Genomic DNA, 18,627 nt, shown 5'->3' with positions numbered 1-18,627 from the left:
GAGAAGCCCACTAAGACGATTTATCGGGTGATCCGTTTACCTGACGATCAATCGCGCTAGGAAACAAGTAGAACAGTGGAATCAAAATATACAGAACCAGACTCAAAGTTGTGCTGACCAGAGACATTAGAGATGCAAGCAGGTAAAGCACGGGGTAGCCAACGCTCCACAAGGAAGCTCGACGAATAAATCGACGATGAGTGTGAGGGTGTCTCCAAAGATACTGATGCACAACGTAAAACCACAGCGTATTGTACACCAGACCTGTGAGCATCAAAGACAAGCCGTAAAACATGACAACAGGCTGAAGATTTGCATAAGCTCCAATTAGCGCTGTGGAGTAGGGAATAAACGCAATGCACATCAGTAAAACTAAATTAATTGCCAGTGCCGCACGGTCGATACGCTTAAGCAAGTGAAACAGTGCATGGTGATTTAGCCAAATAACTCCAATGACGAGAAAACTCGTGACGTAGCTGAGAAGATGTGATCCGACATGCAGCATTTCAGTGATCGCTTCTGAAGAGGTTGTCTGCGATAGATTGGGGACTTTGATTTCAATCACCAACAGTGTCATGGCGATCGCAAACACTCCGTCACTGAAAGCCTCAAAGCGGCTGAGACTCATCAAAGATATTTCTTCGGTCGAGACTTGAGGCATATTGCTTCTAAAATTGGGCTGTTCCACAAACAGTTGTGCGGCGTTGGAGTTGGGGATGTTGAGAGTCTGCATAAGTTGCAAAATGGGCAACAGAGGCGTTGTCACAAATCATTAAATCTCCAATTTCAGGCTTGTGGCGATACACAAACTCTGGACGATTTAGATGACGGTTCAAATCTCGAATCAGCCAGACGCTCTCTTCATGGGAGAATCCAACAATGCCTGCTGTTAATCCCATGTTGATGTAGAGTGCTTTGCGCCCTGTTATGGGATGTCTCCGAACAAGCGCATGAACAACCCCGTTTTGGTGAATTGTCTCCAGATGCTCAACTTGCTGTTTGAGAGCCTCTGGCAGAGTTTCGTAGGCAAGGTACATGTTCGTAAACAGAAAATCTCCACCTTTGAGCGGCGCTTTGAGAAAGTAAAACAGTGACAAACTAGTTGGGGTTTCCATAAATGAACCGTCATGATGCCAGTAGTGCCCTACATTCAAATAGCCATCCTCTTCACGATTGGAAACGGGGAAAATCTCAGGATAGTTCACGTAATGTGGGTGTGGACTAAATCTCTCCAATTCACCAAATTGGGCACTAAAGGCAATCTGTTGCTCAACTGTTAAAACCTGGTCTCGTAAAATTAATAACTGGTGTTCAAGGAGTGCTTGATTGAGTCGAGCTAGACTATCCAGTGCAAGTTTGCTCGAAGCATCGACTCCTGCGATTTCAGCACCCAGAAATGGCGTAACCGGACAAACTAAAATTTGGGCTGAGGTAGGCATTAGAAAATTAGATTCAAGGATGAGATGTATCTAATTTATAGGGTTAGTGCGCTTTTATGAATGTAAGGTTTAACGTGTTTAGCGAGATAGCCCTAAAATAAAAAGGTATTATTTGAGTTTCGCCTTATCAGCTTAAATCCTATTAGCTTAAAGTTATGACTCAGAATGCTCAAAAAATGCTAGATGCAACAAGTTGGCGAATTCTCACAATTCTGCAAGAAGATGCTCGCATTCCGTTTAAGGAATTAGGGCAACGGGTAGGACTGTCTTCTCCAGCGGTTGCAGAACGGGTTCGACGTTTGGAGGAGTCCGGGATCATTAATTGCTATCGAGCAGAATTAGATCTAGAAAAACTGGGGTTACCGATCGCTGCATTTGTGATGATCAAATCCTTTGGGCATCGCTGCCAGGAGGTGCGATCGTTGCTACAAGAGTTACCAGAAGTGCAGGCTTGCTACCGCATAACTGGGAATGATCATTATTTGGTTAAGGTAGTTGTTACTTCTGTCAGCCACCTAGAGCAACTCGTGGATCACTTTATTCCTCACGCAGCCGTCACGACTTCTGTGGTGCTTTCAGTTCCTGTGAGTGGACGAGTGATTGATGATGCTATTTTTCCGAAGGCGATGCCGTGAGAGATTTAGGTTGGACTGAGGCGATCGCTCGATTTAGAGATCAGAGTCAGAGATCAATGGACTGTTACCCATAAACGATCTGTCTTATTCGTTTGAAAACTCCTATCCATTAACGTAGAGGTTCCCGAAAAGAAAGCACGATCGCGGCCACAAAACCTCGATCGTGCAGTTGTTTAGGGGGAGTAGAAAACTGAGGGCGACTTATTCGGTGTCGTCGTGGGCAAAACGATGATAGAGGAAGTCAAGCGCATAGTTGCGAACTTTGTAGTATTCGGGTGTTTCCATAATGCGGGCCCGATCGCGAGGACGCTTAAACGGAATCTCTAACACTTCGCCAATTGCAGCGGCTGGCCCGTTGGTCATCATCACCAGTCGATCGGCGAGAAACAGCGCTTCGTCAATGTCGTGCGTGATCATTAGAACGGTACAGCGGTGTTCATTCCAAATCTTCAGCAGTTCTTCTTGCAGTTCTTCTTTGGTAATCGCATCTAATGCGCCAAACGGTTCGTCAAGAATCAACACTTCAGGGCGAATCGAAAGGGCGCGGGCGATCGCCACCCGTTGTTTCATCCCACCCGAAATTTGGGGAGGCTTTTTCTCCGCCGCTTCGGTCAGACCCACCATCGCCAGGTGATCTTTGACAATCATCGTCTTCTCAGCTTTGGACTTGTCGGGATAGACCGAATGAACGGCCAAATAGACATTCTCAAACACCGACAGCCAGGGCAACAACGCATATCCCTGAAACACGACCATGCGATCGGGCCCCGGTTTTGTAATCGGTTTGCCTTGCAGTCTGACTTCGCCATCGGTGGGTTGAGCAAAGCCACTGACCATATTCAGTAAGGTACTTTTGCCGCAGCCTGAGTGACCAATCACGCAGATAAATTCACCTTGCTGAACCGTCAAATTGACATTTTCTAAGACAGTGTAGGTGCCGCCGTCGCGGGTGGGATAGATTTTAGAGACATTATCCACGACCAGAAAATCTTTCTGAGTCTTGGGTGTCACAGAGTCTCGAACTTGCGTTGTCGTAGTCATTAACGTTTCGCTCGTCTTAAGTGTTTGCATGGGTGTCTTGGGAGCATCCTAGGGGTTTACGCGGTGCGAGGCAAGGGGGCATCGAGGGCAATTTCTGCCATGTAGATGTCGTGCTTAATCTTGAGGTCGTTAAGATAAGCGATCGGGTCGTCTGCGCTAAAGGTCACCCCATCAAACAGATGAATCGCACCTCGGCTGTAGGTCAGATCAGAGAGGCCCAATTCTCGTGCCGCTACGCTAAACACATTCACTTTGCAAACGCGCTCCAAAATTTCAACCCAGTTGCGTGGGAAAGGAATGTCACCCCAGCGCGCTAATTGAGTCATGAGCCAGAGATGCTCGGTACGACTGGGACGGTTGACTCCTTGCCCATAAAATTGGTGGTGCGCGTACTCTTTGGGAGAAGGATGCAGGTCACACACGGCTGAATTTGGATCGCCTAGCTGAATGTAATCCACTTCGCAGGCCAGATATTCACTGCGCGATAGGATTTGACGAATCTCTTCGTGATTGTTGGCATCTGTGCAGTAGCGACAAGCTTCGAGCAGAGCTTTGACCAGGGCGACATGGGTGTTGGGATAGGCATTGGCCCAATCTTCACGAACACCGAGAACTTTACCAGGGTGACCGTTCCAGATTTCGAGGTCGGTGGCGATCGTGTAGCCAATCTCTTCGACCGCCGCCCGAATGTTCCAGGGTTCACCGACACAGTAGCCGTCAATGCTGTCTGATTGCAGGTTAGCCACCATTTGGGCGGGAGGCAGCGTGGTAATCGAAACGTCTTTATCGGGATCAATTCCCCCGGCCGCCAACCAGTAACGCAGTAATAAATTATGCATTGACGCAGGATGCACCACCCCAAACATGTGACGGGTATCGGTGCTTTCTAGTAGCATTCGCTTCAGGTCACTCAGCGTATAAACGTTCTGTTCTTGAAAGCGTTTGTCGAGTGTGATCGCGTTCCCGTTGCGGGTGAGGGTGAGAGCGCTGACGATCGGAATCGGTTTGCCATCCATTCCCCCAGTCGTCAACCAGACAGGCATTCCTGAAGGCATTTGAGCCGCGTCGATGTAGCCACCTGCAATTCCGTCTTGAATGCCGCGCCAGCTTGATTCGCGCACCAGATTGACTTCATCTAACCCATGATGAGCAAAGAAGCCTTTTTCTTTAGCGATCGCCAACGGAGCGCAAGCCGTCAAAGGCACAAACCCGATTTCTAGATTGACTTTTTCTAACCCGTGACGAGCGACAGCGGTGGTCTTTCTAGCACGCAGTTTTTTGATTTGCTTTTGCTGATTGAGAAAGTAGATCAGTTCGCTGCGGTAGCTGTAGTAGTTGGGGTGGGTGATCACTTCCATGCGCTTGCGAGGGCGAGGAATGTCTACTTCGAGAATTTGACCGATTTTGGATTCGGGGCCGTTGGTGAGCATGACAATGCGATCGCTCAACAAAATCGCTTCATCGACATCGTGCGTCACCATCACCGTCGTCACATGGTTTTCTTCGCAAATCTCCATCAGCTTTTCCTGGAGGTTGCCGCGAGTCAATGCGTCCAATGCCCCAAACGGCTCATCCAACAACATCAATTTGGGCTTGGTGGCAAAGGCACGCGCGATCGCGACGCGCTGTTTCATCCCTCCAGAAAGCTGGTCGGGTGGCTTCTCGGCGGCGTGTCCCAGTCCGACCATTTGAATGTTTTGTTCAACAATTTCTTTGCGTTCTTCGACTGACAGATGAGCCAACACGTTATTGACAGCCAGTTCAATATTTTGCCGAACGCTCATCCAAGGCAGCAGCGAATAGTTTTGGAACACAACCATTTTGTCGGGCCCCGGCTTGAGAATCTCTTCGCCTTCAAGCATCACCACGCCATCGGTCGGCAAATCCAGCCCCGCGACCATATTCAGCAGCGTAGATTTACCACAGCCAGAGTGACCAATCAGCGAGATAAATTCACCTTTGCGAATCTCCAGGTCAATCCCCTTGAGCGCAACATAGCTGCCACCATTGGCAAGGGGAAAAGTCTTTTCAACGTTTTCGACAGCAACAAATTTAGACATGACTAGCAGGGATGAAGAGTGGGGATGAGGGATGAGGGATGAGGGAATTTAAGAAGGAATGAGGGATGAGGGATGAAAAGTGAGGGATGAGGGATAAAAACTGAGGGGTAAAGGCTAGGAGTAAAGAGCGAGAAAGCGATAAGGTGGTGAACAAAAATTACCAACGCCAACGCATTCCTTCTCTTACTTCATCCCTCATCCCTCATCCCTCATCCCTCATCCCTACTGCTTCTGGCTTGGGGGCAAAATCAGGTCTTGAATGTACGCCATGATCTTGTCGAGTGCCCAGCCCACCAAACCGATGTAGACCAGTGCCAAAATGATTTCGCTGACCTGGCTGTTTTGGTAAGCGTTCCAGATAAAGAAGCCGATGCCGACGATGCCAGACATCACGATTTCAGCAGCGATGATAGCTAACCAGGCAAGCCCGATCGAGATCCGCAACCCGGTGAAAATGTAAGGCAGTGCAGCCGGAAAGAGAATCTTAAAGAAGTACTCTGACTTGGGCAAGTTCAACACTTTGGCCACGTTGTTGTAATCGCTAGGAATCTGACGAACGCCAACAGCAGTGTTAATCAAAATCGGCCAGATTGATGTAATGAAAATGACAAACAAGGCAGCAGGTTGGTTTTGTTGTAATGCTGCTAATGCAATGGGAACCCACGCCAACGGAGGAACGGTTCTCAAAATCTGAAAGATCGGATCGAGTGCTTTCGACATTCCCTTATTCAAACCAACGAGAATGCCAACGCCAATACCCACGATCGCTGCGAGTGTATAGCCCACTGCAACCCGCTTCAAACTCTCAAATACCTGTAGTGCCAGTCCTTTATCGGTGCCGCCTTTGTCGTAAAACGGCCAGAAGATTAGCACCCAGGTTTCTTGCACAACTCGCACCGGACTGGGAAGTGTGGCCCCCGGCAGAGAAGAAAACAGTTGCCAAAGGATGAGTAAGACAGCGATCGCAATCAGTGGATAAACAAAATCTTCGATCCGTTCTTTGAGTTTTGCATTAGCGGCGCGTGACTTCTTAACAGGTGCGACGGTGTTGGGTTGAGCGACGGTCATGGAATTAACTCCTAGATAAGAGGGATGAGGGATGAGTTTTAGATCGGCGTTGATCACTCGAAACTCAAGGTTGATCAGACTTTTTTGATTTTTAAGCTGGTTAGATAAGCTTGAGGGTTCTCTGGGTCAAACTTGATGCCGTCAAAGAATTCTTCTACGCCGCGAGAAGTACTGGTGGGAATGTCGGCGGCGGCAATTCCAGCTTCTTTGGCCGCTTCCTTCCAGATGTCTTCGCGGTTGACGCGATCGATCAATGCCTTCGCAGTCGTCAATGTCTCTTTGGGTAAGAAGCCCCAGCGGACACTCTCCGTTAAGAACCACAAATCATGACTCTTGTAAGGATAAGAAACGCTGCCCTTGCTGTCTTTCCAGTAGAGAACTGCCATCGATTTGTCGTCGATCGTGCGTTCGCCCAGGTTGTATTTACCCATCAGCGGCTCTAGCAAGACGGTCTCTGGCACATTAAAATATTCTCGCCGAGCTAGGATCTGTGACAGTTCCTTACGGTTGTCAAAGTTATCACACCACTGTTGCGCTTCCATGATTCCTTTCAGAATCGCTTTGGTGGCTTTGGGATGCTTATCTGCCCAGTCTTTTCGGATTGCAAAATATTCTTCGGGGTGTGCTTTCCACATTTCCGCAGTCAATGCCGCGATGAATCCATTGTTGTCTGCAACAATGCGGTAGGGCCAGGGGTCGCCTGTGCTGAAGGCATCCATTGCCCCTCGTTTCATGTCTGCGACGGTTTGCGATGCGGGGACGGTGAGCAACTCTACGTCTGTCTCCGGATTGATGCCACCTGCCGCTAACCAGTAGCGAATCCAAAACTCCTGATTGGCTCTCGGAAACGTGTAGGCTGCTTTGAATCTAGAACCCGCTGACTTGAGTTGACTAAAGAGCGCAACCTGGTTGTCTAGCTTTAACCCAATGTTCTTACCTGCGTGTTTGTTAGCGATCGCAATTCCATTCCCTTGAGTGTTTAACTGACACAACACATACATATCAATTTTGGTGTTGTCAGTAATCAGCCCCTCGGTGATCAAGTACGGCATGGGCATCTGCCACTGTCCGCCATCAATGCCGCCGCCACCAGAGCCAATTTTGACATTATCTCGCGCTGCACCCCAGTTGGCTTGCTTGTCAACCTTGACTTCGCTCATGCCATATTTAGCGAAAAATCCCTTCTCTTGAGCAATGATTAAAGGAGCCGCCTCGACGATCGGAATGTATCCCAATCTCACCGTTTTGACTTCTGGTTCTTCTCCCGGCTTGACGTTGACCACAGGAGTTGCAGCCGGAGAAGTCTGACCACTATTAGTAAGTGAGTCAGGAGGATTGCCCAGACAGCCTTTTAGTAAAACAGAAGAGGCTGCTGTTGCGCCAGCTGTTAATAGAAACCGCCGCCTAGAAACCGATTCAAACCGAGTCATAACGCTCTCCTTAGCCTTGGATATGAAAACCGAATCCCCATTGATTTGCGCTTCAAAGGGTGCCGAAATCGCAAGCAACAGTCTCAAGAATGAACGTGAGTTTTCATCAAGAATCTGCTAACTTATTTAATTAAAAAAATCGTTCCTAATTGCAATCAATCGCTTTGAAAGCTGATCGATCTTTGGGTGGCTGTTAGTAGTTATTAAGTCCGTTATTTGGTTTGAGTAACTTAGCTAACACGCTTGAAATAACATTACTGTCTCAAGTCCCCTAAAGTCCAGCGTAATGAGCCAAATTACAAAAGAAATCTTAAATTGAATCCATAAGTAAATACCTATCATTGCATTTAAGCAGTTCTGGTTAGCTCTATAAATGGGAGATTTATCAAGGGATGTGTTTGCTTTAAATAGACTTTTTCTTAATGATTCTCAACACTTCTAGAGAACAGTCAGAGTTATTTATAGATGAAACTTGATACCTTTAATAGGTTGCAGATCAAGTTAACACTAGAACGTTAGAAGCAGCTTTTTCCGTGTCTAGAAATCTTACTGATCCATCTGACTACTTCTCAATCTTTCCGCATCTTTTGATTGAAATTCTTTAGTGATCAATAGATGAGAATGAATACCTTAAATTCTTTTAGTTCAGAAAAACCTGATAGGAATTGGAAGTTGATCGCTGCGACCCCTTGTAGGCAACTTGAAGCGACCCCCCTTGCGGGTAACTCGAAGAGATCGCCGCTCTCAAAAAATACCTTAAGGGGGTATCGGATTTGTCCGATCGCAAGCTATGTCATTAGATACCGTAGGTTATGAGTGACTGAGTTAGAACGTGAAGAAGTCAGATAGCGCGTATTCGTTTGGCTGGTTTGATTGGGTTTGCCTCTGGTATCCTCCCGGTTGGCTGATTTTGTTTAACCGTCACTGGCAGCACTACCACCCTGACCCCGACGGCTGGAATTGGCTGGAGTATGGGCTGTTTTTGATTCCGGGCGGGTTTTATGTGGCGTTGCTGATCCGATGGCTACGGTTGGGATGTCGATCGCCTCGCTCTTTTATTAGCGATCCTGATCCTCACTATCAGCAGATCTTTCAGCGGGAAATTTTGACCCTGATCGCGCAGCGTTATTTTCGAGCCGAGCTGCATCAAGTTGAGAATCTACCCGACTCCGCCCCCGTTATTGTTGCTCTCAATCATGCAGGCATGTGCTTTCCGTGGGATTTTTTGTGTCTGGGCGTGTTGCTCAATCAAAAAAAAGGCTGGTTTGTCGAGCCAGTGGCGCATCCGATTTTCTTTGACCATCCCTGGCTGGTGTGGTGGTTGCCGCCGGGTTGGGCACAGGTGTTAGGAGGAATTCGAGCAGAAAAGCAGCGTTTTGAAACCGCCGTTCAGACCTGCGATCGCTCCACCGTTTTGTTATACGCTCCCGAAAGTTGGCGAGGATTGGCGAAGGGTTGGCGCGATCGCTATCAGTTAGCCAGGTTTGATCCCAGTTTTATTCGTCTCAGCGTGGGTGCTCAGGTGCCGATTCTCCCGGTAGCTTGTCTGGGTAGCGAATATTTGCATCCGTGGACGTTGAATAGTAGAAGGCTGGCTCGCTGGCTCAAAATGCCGTTGTTGCCCGTGTCACCCTTGCTGCTGGTGTTTGTGCTGTTTCCCTCAATGGGTGTTTGGGCGATGAGAACTCGTTTGCGCTATTTCCTACAGCCGATCGAGCGTCCCTGGAGTCGTTCTCTCAAACCTGATGAATCCATTCGATCGACCACATACCACCAGGCTGAACAGATGCGATCGCACTTAGAAAAAGAACTCGATCGACTGAGAAAAGACAAATCGTGACGTGTAGTTGATGAAGTTCAAAGTCTCTCAGAATGGAGGATTTAAGGGGCGAGGATTTGAGAAGCGAAAAGAACTTGATCGAACTGATGTCGAATTAAGGTTTCTGACGCAAAAAGGGATTGGGATCTTCTGCAACCCAGCCTAAATTGGAGTTCGATCGCACTTCAAAATGCAGGTGAGGGCCGTTAGAACTGGGGCTGCCCGTGCTGCCGACGGTGCCGATCGTTTGTCCACTTTTCACGGTTTGTCCCACTTTGACCTTGATACCGCCTAACTGGGCATAACGAGTCTGATAGCCTTGCTGATGGTTAATAACAACCAGATTTCCGTAAGCTCCTTGTTGGGCTGCAAAGGCGATCGTTCCGTCTCCGACCGCTCGCACCGGGGAACCGATCGCCGCCGACAAATCGATGCCACTATGAAACACAGGTTTGTCCTGCCCAGCGGGGAGATACCACCCATAGCCCAGCAGCACCGGAGAATTGGCAGAAAGCGGATAGCGGGTCAAAACATTGGGATTAGCCTTGGCGACAGGCAATCGACTTTCTGAGACAGGCGACCAGTTGACACCGGGAATAAACACCACTTTGGGCGCAGGCTGACAGCCATTGACCTCAAACAACAGATCGGGACGCACTTTATATTTAGCCGCAAGATTTCGCAACGTCTGACCCGCAGGCACTTCGGCGCGAATTCCATTGTAGGGAGGAACGAGAATTTCAGCCCCGATCGGCGCTTTGCCTTCTCTCAAAACTGCGTTCATGCCCATCAGCGTCGCGGGAATCAGATTGTATCGACGCGCAATACTTTCCAGCGTTTCGCCCGATTTGACCCGATGGCGAGTGACACGAGAAAGCGCAGGAGTCGGACAGGTTGAGTCTGGAGCCGCTTGACTTGGCAGAGCGAACCCGTTAAGCAGTAATCCGATCGCCGTTCCCAATAAAGTCAATCGCCGCATTTGCTTCTCCCGATCGTCTACCAACCTCCAGTCTAATTCGCGAATGAAATTGTTTCCCCAGGGTCAAGCTTGCCTTCTCAAAAAGGTTTGAAGCACTTCGCTGACTTTTTCGGGCCAGTCCTCTTGCGGATAGTGCCCGACTTCTTCGAGTTCGACAAATTCTGCGTTTTTGGTGGACTGGGTAATCGCTTCCGCCACACTCTTTGGCAACCACGGATCACGATCGCCCCAGGCTAATAGTAATGGCTGTGTCCATTGGCTCAAGCCCGTTTCAATTTCTAGCGTCGTCTCCTTAAGTTGGAGCTTTTGAATCGTGGTCAACAGCGATCGCCCCGCATCAGAACTTTTGAGCCAGGGACGACGATAAATATCCAAGTCATTGTCTTCAATCCGATAGCCCCCACCGCCTTCTAGGGTGCGATCGACCAGCAGCGGATCTTGCGTCAACATGTCACCTACGAGCGGAATGCCCATTTGCCTTAGCTTCCAGGGCAGTTTGGCAGTTTGAGAAACCGGGGCGTTGAAAATGGCGAGGCGATCGACCTGTTGAGGGTGCCGCAGCGCATATTGAATGCCGACCGAACCGAGGTAGCCCTGAGCGACGATCGAGAATTTTTCTAACTCCATTTCTTTAACAAAATCAGCAAGCGCAGTCAGAAACGCATCCGGTGTGTAGGCAAAATCGCGGCGATCAGGCTTTCCTGAAAATCCACAGCCGGGCCAATCGGGGGCGATCGACCGAAATCCCTGACTTGCCAAAGCGGGCATGACTTCTCGCCAACTGTAGCTTTGAGACACCAACCCATGCAGCAAGAGAACGGGCAGTCGGTTACTCTGTCCAGTCGGCTCGACTTCCCGATAAAACCAGACGTGTGAGCCGATTTCTAACCAATTTTCGCCAGTAGACATCTTCTCTTAACCCTTTCTTAAGTGTTTTGAGCTTATCGTTTTGGGCATCGCTCCGCAAAACATTGCTCAAAATCAATCAAATGTTTGTCAAATTTCTATGACTTATTCACATTTTGTAGCTTTCAATACAGAATTTCTCTGGTATATTAGTTTCAGGTACAGAAAAGCTAAAGAACTGGAGGAATTCACCATGTCAGTCCAAGATCAATCCCGTGCATTGATGGTGCGTCATCACCAAATGATCAAAAATCGTCAACAGTCCATGTTGAGCCGGACGGCTGCCGAGTTGGGCATTCCCGCAGAAGTCGCAAACCTCTCCAACCACACCAAAGGCGAAGACTACCCAACTCCTGGAAGTGGCTACGATCGCAGCAACGTCGGTTTGAGCTAGATCGAGTTGAGAAAGGGCGATCGTTCAGCTTCTGAACGCAAATTAAATGATTGATCCAAAACGGGCGTTTCTTCTATCCAATGAAGGAGCGCCCTTAAACTTTGAGTTGCAAGGTTGAATTATTCCCAAAAAGTCAACAGGGCTGTGATTTAAGGCGGTTGGTTAAGTAAGCATCATAGAATAGTTAATGTATTGACTATCTAGTTGAGCAGTCAACCCCTTTACCAAATGCCTGGCTCATCCTCTAATGCTGATTTTCTCCAGCAATGGCAACATGCTTTAGCTCCTTACAATTTGGGGTATAAGCTGAAACTTGCTTCTCAACTGATGTACCGAGATTTTTTAGAGCGGCTTGAGCCCTACGGACTGACTCCGTTTCACTACCTTGTCTTGTGCTGTTTATGGGAGGAAGACGGTCTTTCGACGACAGGAATTGCTGACAGATTGAAGCAGTTAGGCGCAACGCTAACCGGAGTTGTGGATCGGATGGAGGAGCGCAACCTTGTCTACCGAGAACGCGATTCCAGTGATCGCCGAATTGTTCGAGTTTGGCTAACAGAAGAAGGAAAACAACTCATGAATGCGCTACCACCCCTTGGCGCAGAGACGATAAAGAGGGCAACAAACAACATCTCTAAAGCAGAGCAAGAAAGCGTCTTAAAGCTCCTTGACCAAATTGTTGAAAATTTTCACTAGCGATCGCAGCCTTTCGAGGTTGATTTTTTGAAAATTACTTAATATATTGAATATCAATACGTTTATCTTCGCCTCACGGAATTTGAATCAGTGCAGGCCCAGAACTTTAGGACTTTTAGTTGCAACGCTTTAGGAGGAAAAATGCCAAAACTGAGTGTCAATCAAAAAAACTGGTTACTGTCGGCGCACGTTGGTTTTGCTGCACTGTGGACAGGAGCCGTTTTGAGTATGTTTCTTCTCTCATTAAGAAATACGAACTCAACCAATGCAGAGGTGCTGCATACCCTGGATTCTGCAATTACTCTGCTCGATGATTGGATTGTGATTCCCTCAGCTATTGGTTCAGTTGTGACAGCAACCTTTCTTTGCTGGGTGACAAATTACGGCTTCACCAAGTTTTACTGGGTAATTACGAAATGGGTGCTGACGACTGGATTAGTTATTTTTGGTACGTTTTGGCTGTTCCCGTGGGGCAACGTTGCTGCTAGACTTTCTGGACAAGCAGGATTGCAAGCCCTTAACGATCCAATTTACGGGTTCGATGCCAAAGGTGTATTGCTTGGAACCATTATTCAAGTTCTCGTTCTCTTTGTCATCATTGGAATTTCAGTTCTGAAGCCTTGGGGAAGACGAACCACTAAGGTAAAGAGTCAAGTGAGTGCAGATTAATCAAAGCGATTGCAGCAGCATAACGATGCAGAATAAGCAAGGCTTTGCGCTTCATTTAAGTGTCGTTTGCTGCCGCTCATTTTAGCCGCTCGATCGCTTCCCCTTCACTCGCCAAGTCAGCAGTCAACACTTCAGATCCGGTTTCTGTGACCAATACATCGTCTTCAATGCGAATGCCGCGCACGTCGCTAAACTCTGCCAAACGCTCCCAGTTCACCACATGCTGATAAGTCTCGCGATAGGTTGAGTCTTGCAAGATTGCGGGAACTTGGTAAAAACCAGGTTCGATCGTCACCACCATTCCAGCTTTTAGAGGACGATCGAGCCGCAAATATCCCAATCCAAATCGTGGGCTGCGAGTTCTCCCGGTTTCGTATCCTGCCAGATCGCCCAGATCTTCCATATCGTGGACATCCAAGCCCAACAGGTGCCCGACTCCGTGAGGAAAGAACAGCGCATGAGCATCCAGCTCGACCAGATCCGCAGGTTGCCCTTTGAGAATGCCGAGATCGACGAGTCCCTGAGCCATCGTCTCACAGGCGAGTAAGTGAATGTCTCGATACTCCACATCTGGACGAATTTTGGCAATACAAGCGTCGTGAGCAGCCAGAACAACGTCATACAAATCGCGCTGAGTCGCTGAAAATTTGCCAGAAACGGGCCACGTTCGCGTCACATCCGATGCCCAGCCTGTCGAAGTTTCTGCACCCACATCGGCTAATAGCAAATCGCCCGATCGCACCGGATGATGATAGCGATCGTTGTGCAACACTTCTCCATGCACGGTGACAATACTGCTATAAGCACAAGTCATATTGTGAGCGATGATCACCCGTTCCATTGCACCACGAATGTCTGCCTCAAGTTTGGCATCAGAGGTTGCTGCCATTCCTGCTTGATGAGCTTCTACGGTGACGGCAGCCGCTTTCCGCATCTCTACGAGCGCAGCATCGTCGTGAGTGAGGCGGAGACGAACGATCGCTTGAGCTAATTCGAGATCCACTCCTTGAGATGACTTAGGCGAAGCGATCGCTCGATCTAACCAGCGAGATTGTTCCTGTCGAGTCAACGGATCTTGAACGGCGATTGTGGCAGCCTCTTTAACATGGTTTTCTAACGCTGAAAGGGGATAGGCAGCATCGGCGGCGATCGTTGCGGCCAGTTCTTCTCGTGTTGGGGAAGCTCCATGCCAGAGCGCACTCGCTGGACTCGCTTCATCCACAAACAGCATCAGTTTTCCCGCCTCCAACCGAATCGCCGCATTCTCCAACGGCAACCCCGCAAAGTAGAGAAAATGACTACTCGCGCGAAACGGAAACGTATTAGCCGGAAAATTACGAGAACTGTGACTGCCCGACCAGAGAACGATCGGGCGATCCATCAGTTGAGCAAGCTGTTGACGACGACGTTTGAGTGTATCCGTAATTGTAGTCATGAAGGTTAAGACGCTTTGAAACTGTAATTAACTCAAAGTCTCCCAGAATGGGGAGTTGGGAGGCAGAAGCTCTAAACACCAAACCAAATTGAATTCACAACATTAAACTCACAACATTGAATTCACAACATAAACTCGCATCATTGAACTCACCTTAACTCAATGCCCCGCCACAAGAACTTCCCGACCCAGCCGTACAGCCAAAACAATGACGACCCGTTACAATTTGACGCTGTGCAAGTTCGACGGGATTAAAGTCGCGAATGTGGGGGGGACGATCGCTCGCTCGACACTCCAGATCCAGCATTTGGTTAAAATCGCAGTCATAAAGCCGCCCATCCCAGGACACTGAAATCGTATTGCGACACATCAACCCATTCACCGTCGCGGCATTAAAGGAATTCACCAGCAGTTCTAGATAAGTCTGCAAGTTGCCCGATTGCTCCAGCCATTCTAGATAGCGAGAAATCGGCATATTGTTTAGCGTAATCAAACGATCGAACTCAATGCCATAATTCTTCCGCAACCCTGTCTTCCATTCTTGCTCTAGCTTGGTCTGACTACTGGCCAAAAAAGCGCCTACCGGATTGCTCATCAGCGTCAGTCTGCGTTGGGGGTCGCCCTGTCCATATCCGGCTGCATTGAGCAGATGGAGAGCGGCGATCGACTTCTCAAACGTACCGTCTCCGCGTTGAGCATCGGTATTGCGCTGACGATAATGCGGCAGAGAACAGACAATTTCGACCCCGCGATCGCTCAACCACTGAGGCAAATCCTCCATTCGAGGCAGCAACAACACCGTGAGATTGCAGCGATCGATCACCTGTTTTCCGCGTGCGACACATTGATCGACGAGATAGCGAAAGTGCGGATTGAGTTCGGGTGCGCCTCCCGTGATATCAACCGTATGAGCCTCAGTCAGATCAAGGGCCCGAAGACAAAGGTCGATCGTTTCACGATTCATGTTTTCTTGAGTACGATCGGGGCCCGCATCCACATGACAATGACGACAGGTCATATTACACAACTTGCCGATATTGATCTGAAAAATCTCTAATTTGGCAGGCGTTAGAGGATGTTGTCCTAGTGTTTTAGCAAAGTTGCCTTCATGTAGGGTGTGGGATAGATCAACGTCAGCCAATACGCTGTGTTGATATTGAGTCGATGCTAGTGGCGCATGTCTTTTGTGCAATGACGTTGCCTTGGTTCTTTTTGAACTGGTCTCAGATTCCGCTTCAGAATGGCTCAAAAGATTTGTTTTAGACTGCGTTTCAGAAAGTTCCATGACCTCAGCTTTTAAAGTGTCTACTAAAGTGTCTACAATTCATGACCCAAATCTGTTAATTCAACACGCCGATCACATCGCCACCTGATTGACATGATCAAGCATTTGCAGCCCATGAATGAGCGAAGAACCACCCCGAATCGCCGTTGCCACATGGACAGCTTCTGTCATTTGCTCCAGATCAGACCCTTGCTGAAGGCATTCTTTAGAATAAGCATCAATGCAATAGGGACACTGAACGGTATGGGCAACTGCTAAAGCAATTAAGGCTTTTTCCCGCTTTGACAAAGCACTTTCTGCAAACACCGCTTCATAGTACGCAAAAAACTTTTCTGCAAGTTCTGGGCTACCTTCCCCGATTTGACCAAAATGAGGAAGATGCTCTGGTTTGTAATATTGCTCCATTGGGTTGCTCCTTGGCATATCCTTTAGGGTAGAAGATCCAGGCGAGTTGCGGCCCGTCACGCCTCTTTAACCGATTTAACCCTACCATTGTCGATCGCCATGAAATTGTCGCCGCTCCTGATTTTTCTATCGTTCGGGTTCTCGCTCACGACGGCTGTGGCAGCAGATTCACCTCAACTCCAAAAGTTGCTCAACACCGGACAGTGCGAGGGATGTGATCTGCCTGGAGTCAGTTTGTACAGCTTTGTTTTAGACGGTGTAAATCTGCGGGGCGCAAACCTCAATTCGGCAGCGTTGCAGGGTGCGAAACTCAATTTTGCCACGCTGGAGAAGGTTAATTTGGAGCGATCGAACCTCGCCCTGGTTGAGTTAAAAGATGCCAACCTACAGAGCGCAAACCTATCTCAAGCCAATCTGTATGGAGCAGATCTCAGGAATGCTGATCTGTCGGGCGCAAATTTACAGGGGGCAATTCTGGAAGGCGCAGATCTGAGAGGAGCAAATTTAAGTAGAGCAAATCTCCAAAAAGCAAATTTTATTCGAGCAAAAATGACGGGCGCAAACTTAACCTCCGCTCAACTCAAAGGTGCCAGAATGCCTGATGGTCGCGAATACAAACAGTAGTCTCAAACAAGTGCTTTTTGGAATGGTTGCTTAAGTAATATTAAAATGCTGATAAGAATCAAAATATCTTATTTATAAAACGCTGGTTTTACTTTTAATTAATCAAAAATTTCTGTAGGGTAACACTCAGGATTAAATAGCCCCGGCGCATCAATTCACCGCTATGAAAACAAACCGACCTTCGCAGGCAGAGCCGCCCTCCTAATCAGCCAGGGTGGATTTCGGTTTGGTCGGCACAGTTCAAACCGCTAGCCAGAATTACGGGCGATTAAATCTTTGCTCCTTTAGCGATCGAGCTTTCGATTCCGTATTAGCCCTTTCTTTACCGTCTCTTCACGGTGTTACTTTACGAACTTCGGTAAAATTAAGGAGACTTTTAGAACAGAAGTCTTCTCTCTTACGAGAGAGGTATTAATCGTGCGTTGTGAAGAGTTTGTGAAGTTTAAATTTTTGTGTTAAATGCTCCGGACTGCCAGAACTCTCAGTGTAAGGATCGATCATTGTTAGGAAAAAACTCCGTATTCTTTGGGAGGGTGATTGATTTGTTGAGGAAGTAGTTCTATTGATCAAATGGTCAGAACCTGTGCATCTTTTGAGCGATCGCCAGTTCCATCTCTGCGTGAAATCTCTTAAGTCATTCTCACCATTTGAGTCAGTTCTTTCACAAAAGTCAATTTTCCGCCAGCCTCTTTTTAGAATGCTGGATTTGCGACGGTCATTGGGGTTTTGAGGGTGCTTCATTTGGTCATATCAAGGAAACCTAAATAAACTTATGAACTGGATAAGTGGAACATCTACGTCCTCATCGGCTGCTTTGTCTGGAGAAATAAAACTGCTTTTTCAAAAGCCCCCGATCACAAGTGGAACCATCCAAGACCCGGCGAGCAGGCTCTCTCTAAGATCCGCCTCAACCGGATCACCGCTAGGAGCGAGTTCTTCTTTACCTAATCCCACTCCTGTCGAGACACCGACTACCCTACCCACGCCAGCCGAGTCCCTGAGTGGGCAAATTGTCTTTATTGACCCTCGGCTGCCTAACTACAAAAGTTTGGTAGCGGGGGCGATCGCTGGGGTCAATGTGGTTGTTCTGGATGCAAAACGGGACGGCATTGCTCAGATTACTCAAGTGCTGGCCCAAGCCACCCAAGTTTCTGCGATTCATATTGTGTCCTTTGGAGATGAAGGAGTGTTTACGCTGGGAGCCGCTCAAGTGACCAGTCGATCGCTCGATATCTACCAAAACAGTATCCAAAAGTGGGCAACCTCCTTTGCGCCAGATGCAGATATTCTGCTCTATGGTTCCAAGATTGGAGCGGGCGCAGGTGGGGCAGCCTTCGCCAAAAAGCTGAGTGACCTCGCCAAAGCAGACGTTGCTGCCTCCAACGATCGTACGGGTCAAGGCGGCGATTGGGTTTTAGAAGTCAATACGGGCGCGATCGCGACCAAGATTGCCTTTGAATCCAATGTCACATCCACGTATGCCGCTTCGTTTGACTTGAGTTAGACCGTGAGCAAATTTAGCTTGCGTTAATCAATAAATGCAGGGTGTTGGGTTAGTTTAAAACTCAATGCCCTTTTTTATCAGCACGATCGAGAGTTGAAAGCTCCGATTCGTAACTTTTTAGAGTCTTAATCAGAGACTTCAGTTCAATGAACCTCTTTAGTTCCCGAAGCGAAAAACTTTCACCTTGAACCTTGGGTTTCCCGCCGCTTTGGGGCAATTCATCCCCTGATTCAGCAAC

At 48.2% G+C, this 18,627-nt stretch carries 18 protein-coding genes; 7 read left to right on the top strand and 11 right to left on the bottom strand.

Translation table 11 applies throughout. The features are described from left to right. Positions 1 to 10: 10 nt before the first annotated feature. Positions 11 to 661 (bottom strand): TMEM175 family protein, encoded by a 651-nt coding sequence (locus tag ACKFKF_RS24180; protein WP_446870026.1) that lies wholly within the window; start codon positions 659 to 661, stop codon positions 11 to 13. Positions 662 to 668: 7 nt separating this feature from the next. Then, on the bottom strand, positions 669 to 1,439 hold the full coding sequence (locus ACKFKF_RS24175; RefSeq protein WP_446870025.1) for a TauD/TfdA dioxygenase family protein: 771 nt from the start codon (positions 1,437 to 1,439) through the stop codon (positions 669 to 671). A gap of 155 nt (positions 1,440 to 1,594) precedes the next feature. Here ACKFKF_RS24175 and ACKFKF_RS24170 point away from each other — a divergent pair, with 155 nt between their 5' ends. Then, the gene (locus tag ACKFKF_RS24170; RefSeq protein WP_446870024.1) at positions 1,595 to 2,074 is read left to right on the top strand and encodes an Lrp/AsnC family transcriptional regulator; all 480 of its coding nucleotides are present in this window, start codon (positions 1,595 to 1,597) and stop codon (positions 2,072 to 2,074) included. A 201-nt stretch (positions 2,075 to 2,275) separates the two neighbouring features. Here ACKFKF_RS24170 and ACKFKF_RS24165 read toward each other — a convergent pair whose 3' ends face one another. The 4 genes from ACKFKF_RS24165 to ACKFKF_RS24150 all read right to left on the bottom strand — a co-directional run bounded on the left by ACKFKF_RS24165 (position 2,276) and on the right by ACKFKF_RS24150 (position 7,673). Continuing rightward, a complete protein-coding gene (locus ACKFKF_RS24165) occupies positions 2,276 to 3,115 on the bottom strand; it encodes a nitrate ABC transporter ATP-binding protein (RefSeq protein ID WP_446856446.1) in 840 nt (279 codons plus the stop codon). Between the two features lie 56 nt (positions 3,116 to 3,171). Beyond that, positions 3,172 to 5,175 carry a nitrate ABC transporter ATP-binding protein gene (locus ACKFKF_RS24160; protein ID WP_446856447.1) on the bottom strand — a complete coding sequence of 668 codons (2,004 nt, stop codon included), beginning with the start codon at positions 5,173 to 5,175 and terminating at the stop codon, positions 3,172 to 3,174. A 222-nt stretch (positions 5,176 to 5,397) separates the two neighbouring features. Further along, positions 5,398 to 6,243 carry a nitrate ABC transporter permease gene (gene ntrB, locus ACKFKF_RS24155; protein ID WP_446870023.1) on the bottom strand — a complete coding sequence of 282 codons (846 nt, stop codon included), beginning with the start codon at positions 6,241 to 6,243 and terminating at the stop codon, positions 5,398 to 5,400. A 74-nt stretch (positions 6,244 to 6,317) separates the two neighbouring features. Further along, complete coding sequence (locus ACKFKF_RS24150) at positions 6,318 to 7,673, bottom strand: CmpA/NrtA family ABC transporter substrate-binding protein (RefSeq protein WP_446870022.1); 1,356 nt, start codon at positions 7,671 to 7,673, stop codon at positions 6,318 to 6,320. Between the two features lie 832 nt (positions 7,674 to 8,505). On the opposite strand from ACKFKF_RS24150, the gene ACKFKF_RS24145 reads away from it, so the two are divergent. After that, positions 8,506 to 9,513: a 1-acyl-sn-glycerol-3-phosphate acyltransferase gene (locus ACKFKF_RS24145; protein WP_446870021.1), complete on the top strand. Its 1,008-nt coding sequence runs from the start codon at positions 8,506 to 8,508 to the stop codon at positions 9,511 to 9,513. A 94-nt stretch (positions 9,514 to 9,607) separates the two neighbouring features. On the opposite strand, the gene ACKFKF_RS24140 is transcribed toward ACKFKF_RS24145, so the two are convergent. After that, on the bottom strand, positions 9,608 to 10,471 hold the full coding sequence (locus ACKFKF_RS24140; protein ID WP_446870020.1) for a peptidoglycan DD-metalloendopeptidase family protein: 864 nt from the start codon (positions 10,469 to 10,471) through the stop codon (positions 9,608 to 9,610). Positions 10,472 to 10,534: 63 nt separating this feature from the next. Continuing rightward, positions 10,535 to 11,380, bottom strand: coding sequence for an alpha/beta fold hydrolase (locus tag ACKFKF_RS24135; RefSeq protein ID WP_446870019.1), 846 nt, complete (start codon positions 11,378 to 11,380; stop codon positions 10,535 to 10,537). A gap of 190 nt (positions 11,381 to 11,570) precedes the next feature. On the opposite strand from ACKFKF_RS24135, the gene ACKFKF_RS24130 reads away from it, so the two are divergent. From ACKFKF_RS24130 to ACKFKF_RS24120, 3 genes are all read left to right on the top strand, one after another. Next, positions 11,571 to 11,771, top strand: a complete 201-nt coding sequence (locus tag ACKFKF_RS24130) for a hypothetical protein (protein ID WP_446870018.1) — start codon at positions 11,571 to 11,573, stop codon at positions 11,769 to 11,771. A 228-nt stretch (positions 11,772 to 11,999) separates the two neighbouring features. Beyond that, a complete protein-coding gene (locus tag ACKFKF_RS24125; RefSeq protein ID WP_446870017.1) occupies positions 12,000 to 12,467 on the top strand; it encodes a MarR family winged helix-turn-helix transcriptional regulator in 468 nt (155 codons plus the stop codon). A 141-nt stretch (positions 12,468 to 12,608) separates the two neighbouring features. Beyond that, complete coding sequence (locus ACKFKF_RS24120; RefSeq protein ID WP_446870016.1) at positions 12,609 to 13,136, top strand: hypothetical protein; 528 nt, start codon at positions 12,609 to 12,611, stop codon at positions 13,134 to 13,136. A gap of 76 nt (positions 13,137 to 13,212) precedes the next feature. Here the strand turns inward: ACKFKF_RS24120 and ACKFKF_RS24115 are convergent, their stop codons facing one another. The 3 genes from ACKFKF_RS24115 to ACKFKF_RS24105 all read right to left on the bottom strand — a co-directional run bounded on the left by ACKFKF_RS24115 (position 13,213) and on the right by ACKFKF_RS24105 (position 16,261). Further along, on the bottom strand, positions 13,213 to 14,571 hold the full coding sequence (locus ACKFKF_RS24115) for an aminopeptidase P family protein (RefSeq protein ID WP_446870015.1): 1,359 nt from the start codon (positions 14,569 to 14,571) through the stop codon (positions 13,213 to 13,215). A gap of 154 nt (positions 14,572 to 14,725) precedes the next feature. After that, the gene (gene arsS, locus ACKFKF_RS24110; protein WP_446870014.1) at positions 14,726 to 15,856 is read right to left on the bottom strand and encodes an arsenosugar biosynthesis radical SAM (seleno)protein ArsS; all 1,131 of its coding nucleotides are present in this window, start codon (positions 15,854 to 15,856) and stop codon (positions 14,726 to 14,728) included. A 72-nt stretch (positions 15,857 to 15,928) separates the two neighbouring features. Next, positions 15,929 to 16,261: an arsenosugar biosynthesis-associated peroxidase-like protein gene (locus tag ACKFKF_RS24105; RefSeq protein ID WP_446856459.1), complete on the bottom strand. Its 333-nt coding sequence runs from the start codon at positions 16,259 to 16,261 to the stop codon at positions 15,929 to 15,931. A 99-nt stretch (positions 16,262 to 16,360) separates the two neighbouring features. Here ACKFKF_RS24105 and ACKFKF_RS24100 point away from each other — a divergent pair, with 99 nt between their 5' ends. Together ACKFKF_RS24100 and ACKFKF_RS24095 are read left to right on the top strand one after the other, a co-directional pair. Further along, a complete protein-coding gene (locus ACKFKF_RS24100; RefSeq protein WP_446856460.1) occupies positions 16,361 to 16,885 on the top strand; it encodes a pentapeptide repeat-containing protein in 525 nt (174 codons plus the stop codon). Positions 16,886 to 17,657: 772 nt separating this feature from the next. Beyond that, the gene (locus tag ACKFKF_RS24095; protein ID WP_446856461.1) at positions 17,658 to 18,389 is read left to right on the top strand and encodes a DUF4347 domain-containing protein; all 732 of its coding nucleotides are present in this window, start codon (positions 17,658 to 17,660) and stop codon (positions 18,387 to 18,389) included. Positions 18,390 to 18,627 lie beyond the last annotated feature (238 nt).

The sequence above is a fragment of the Phormidesmis sp. 146-12 genome (assembly GCF_052939495.1).
The sequence above is the reverse complement of the archived record's forward strand: the minus strand, read 5'-3'. Positions and strand labels throughout refer to the sequence as shown.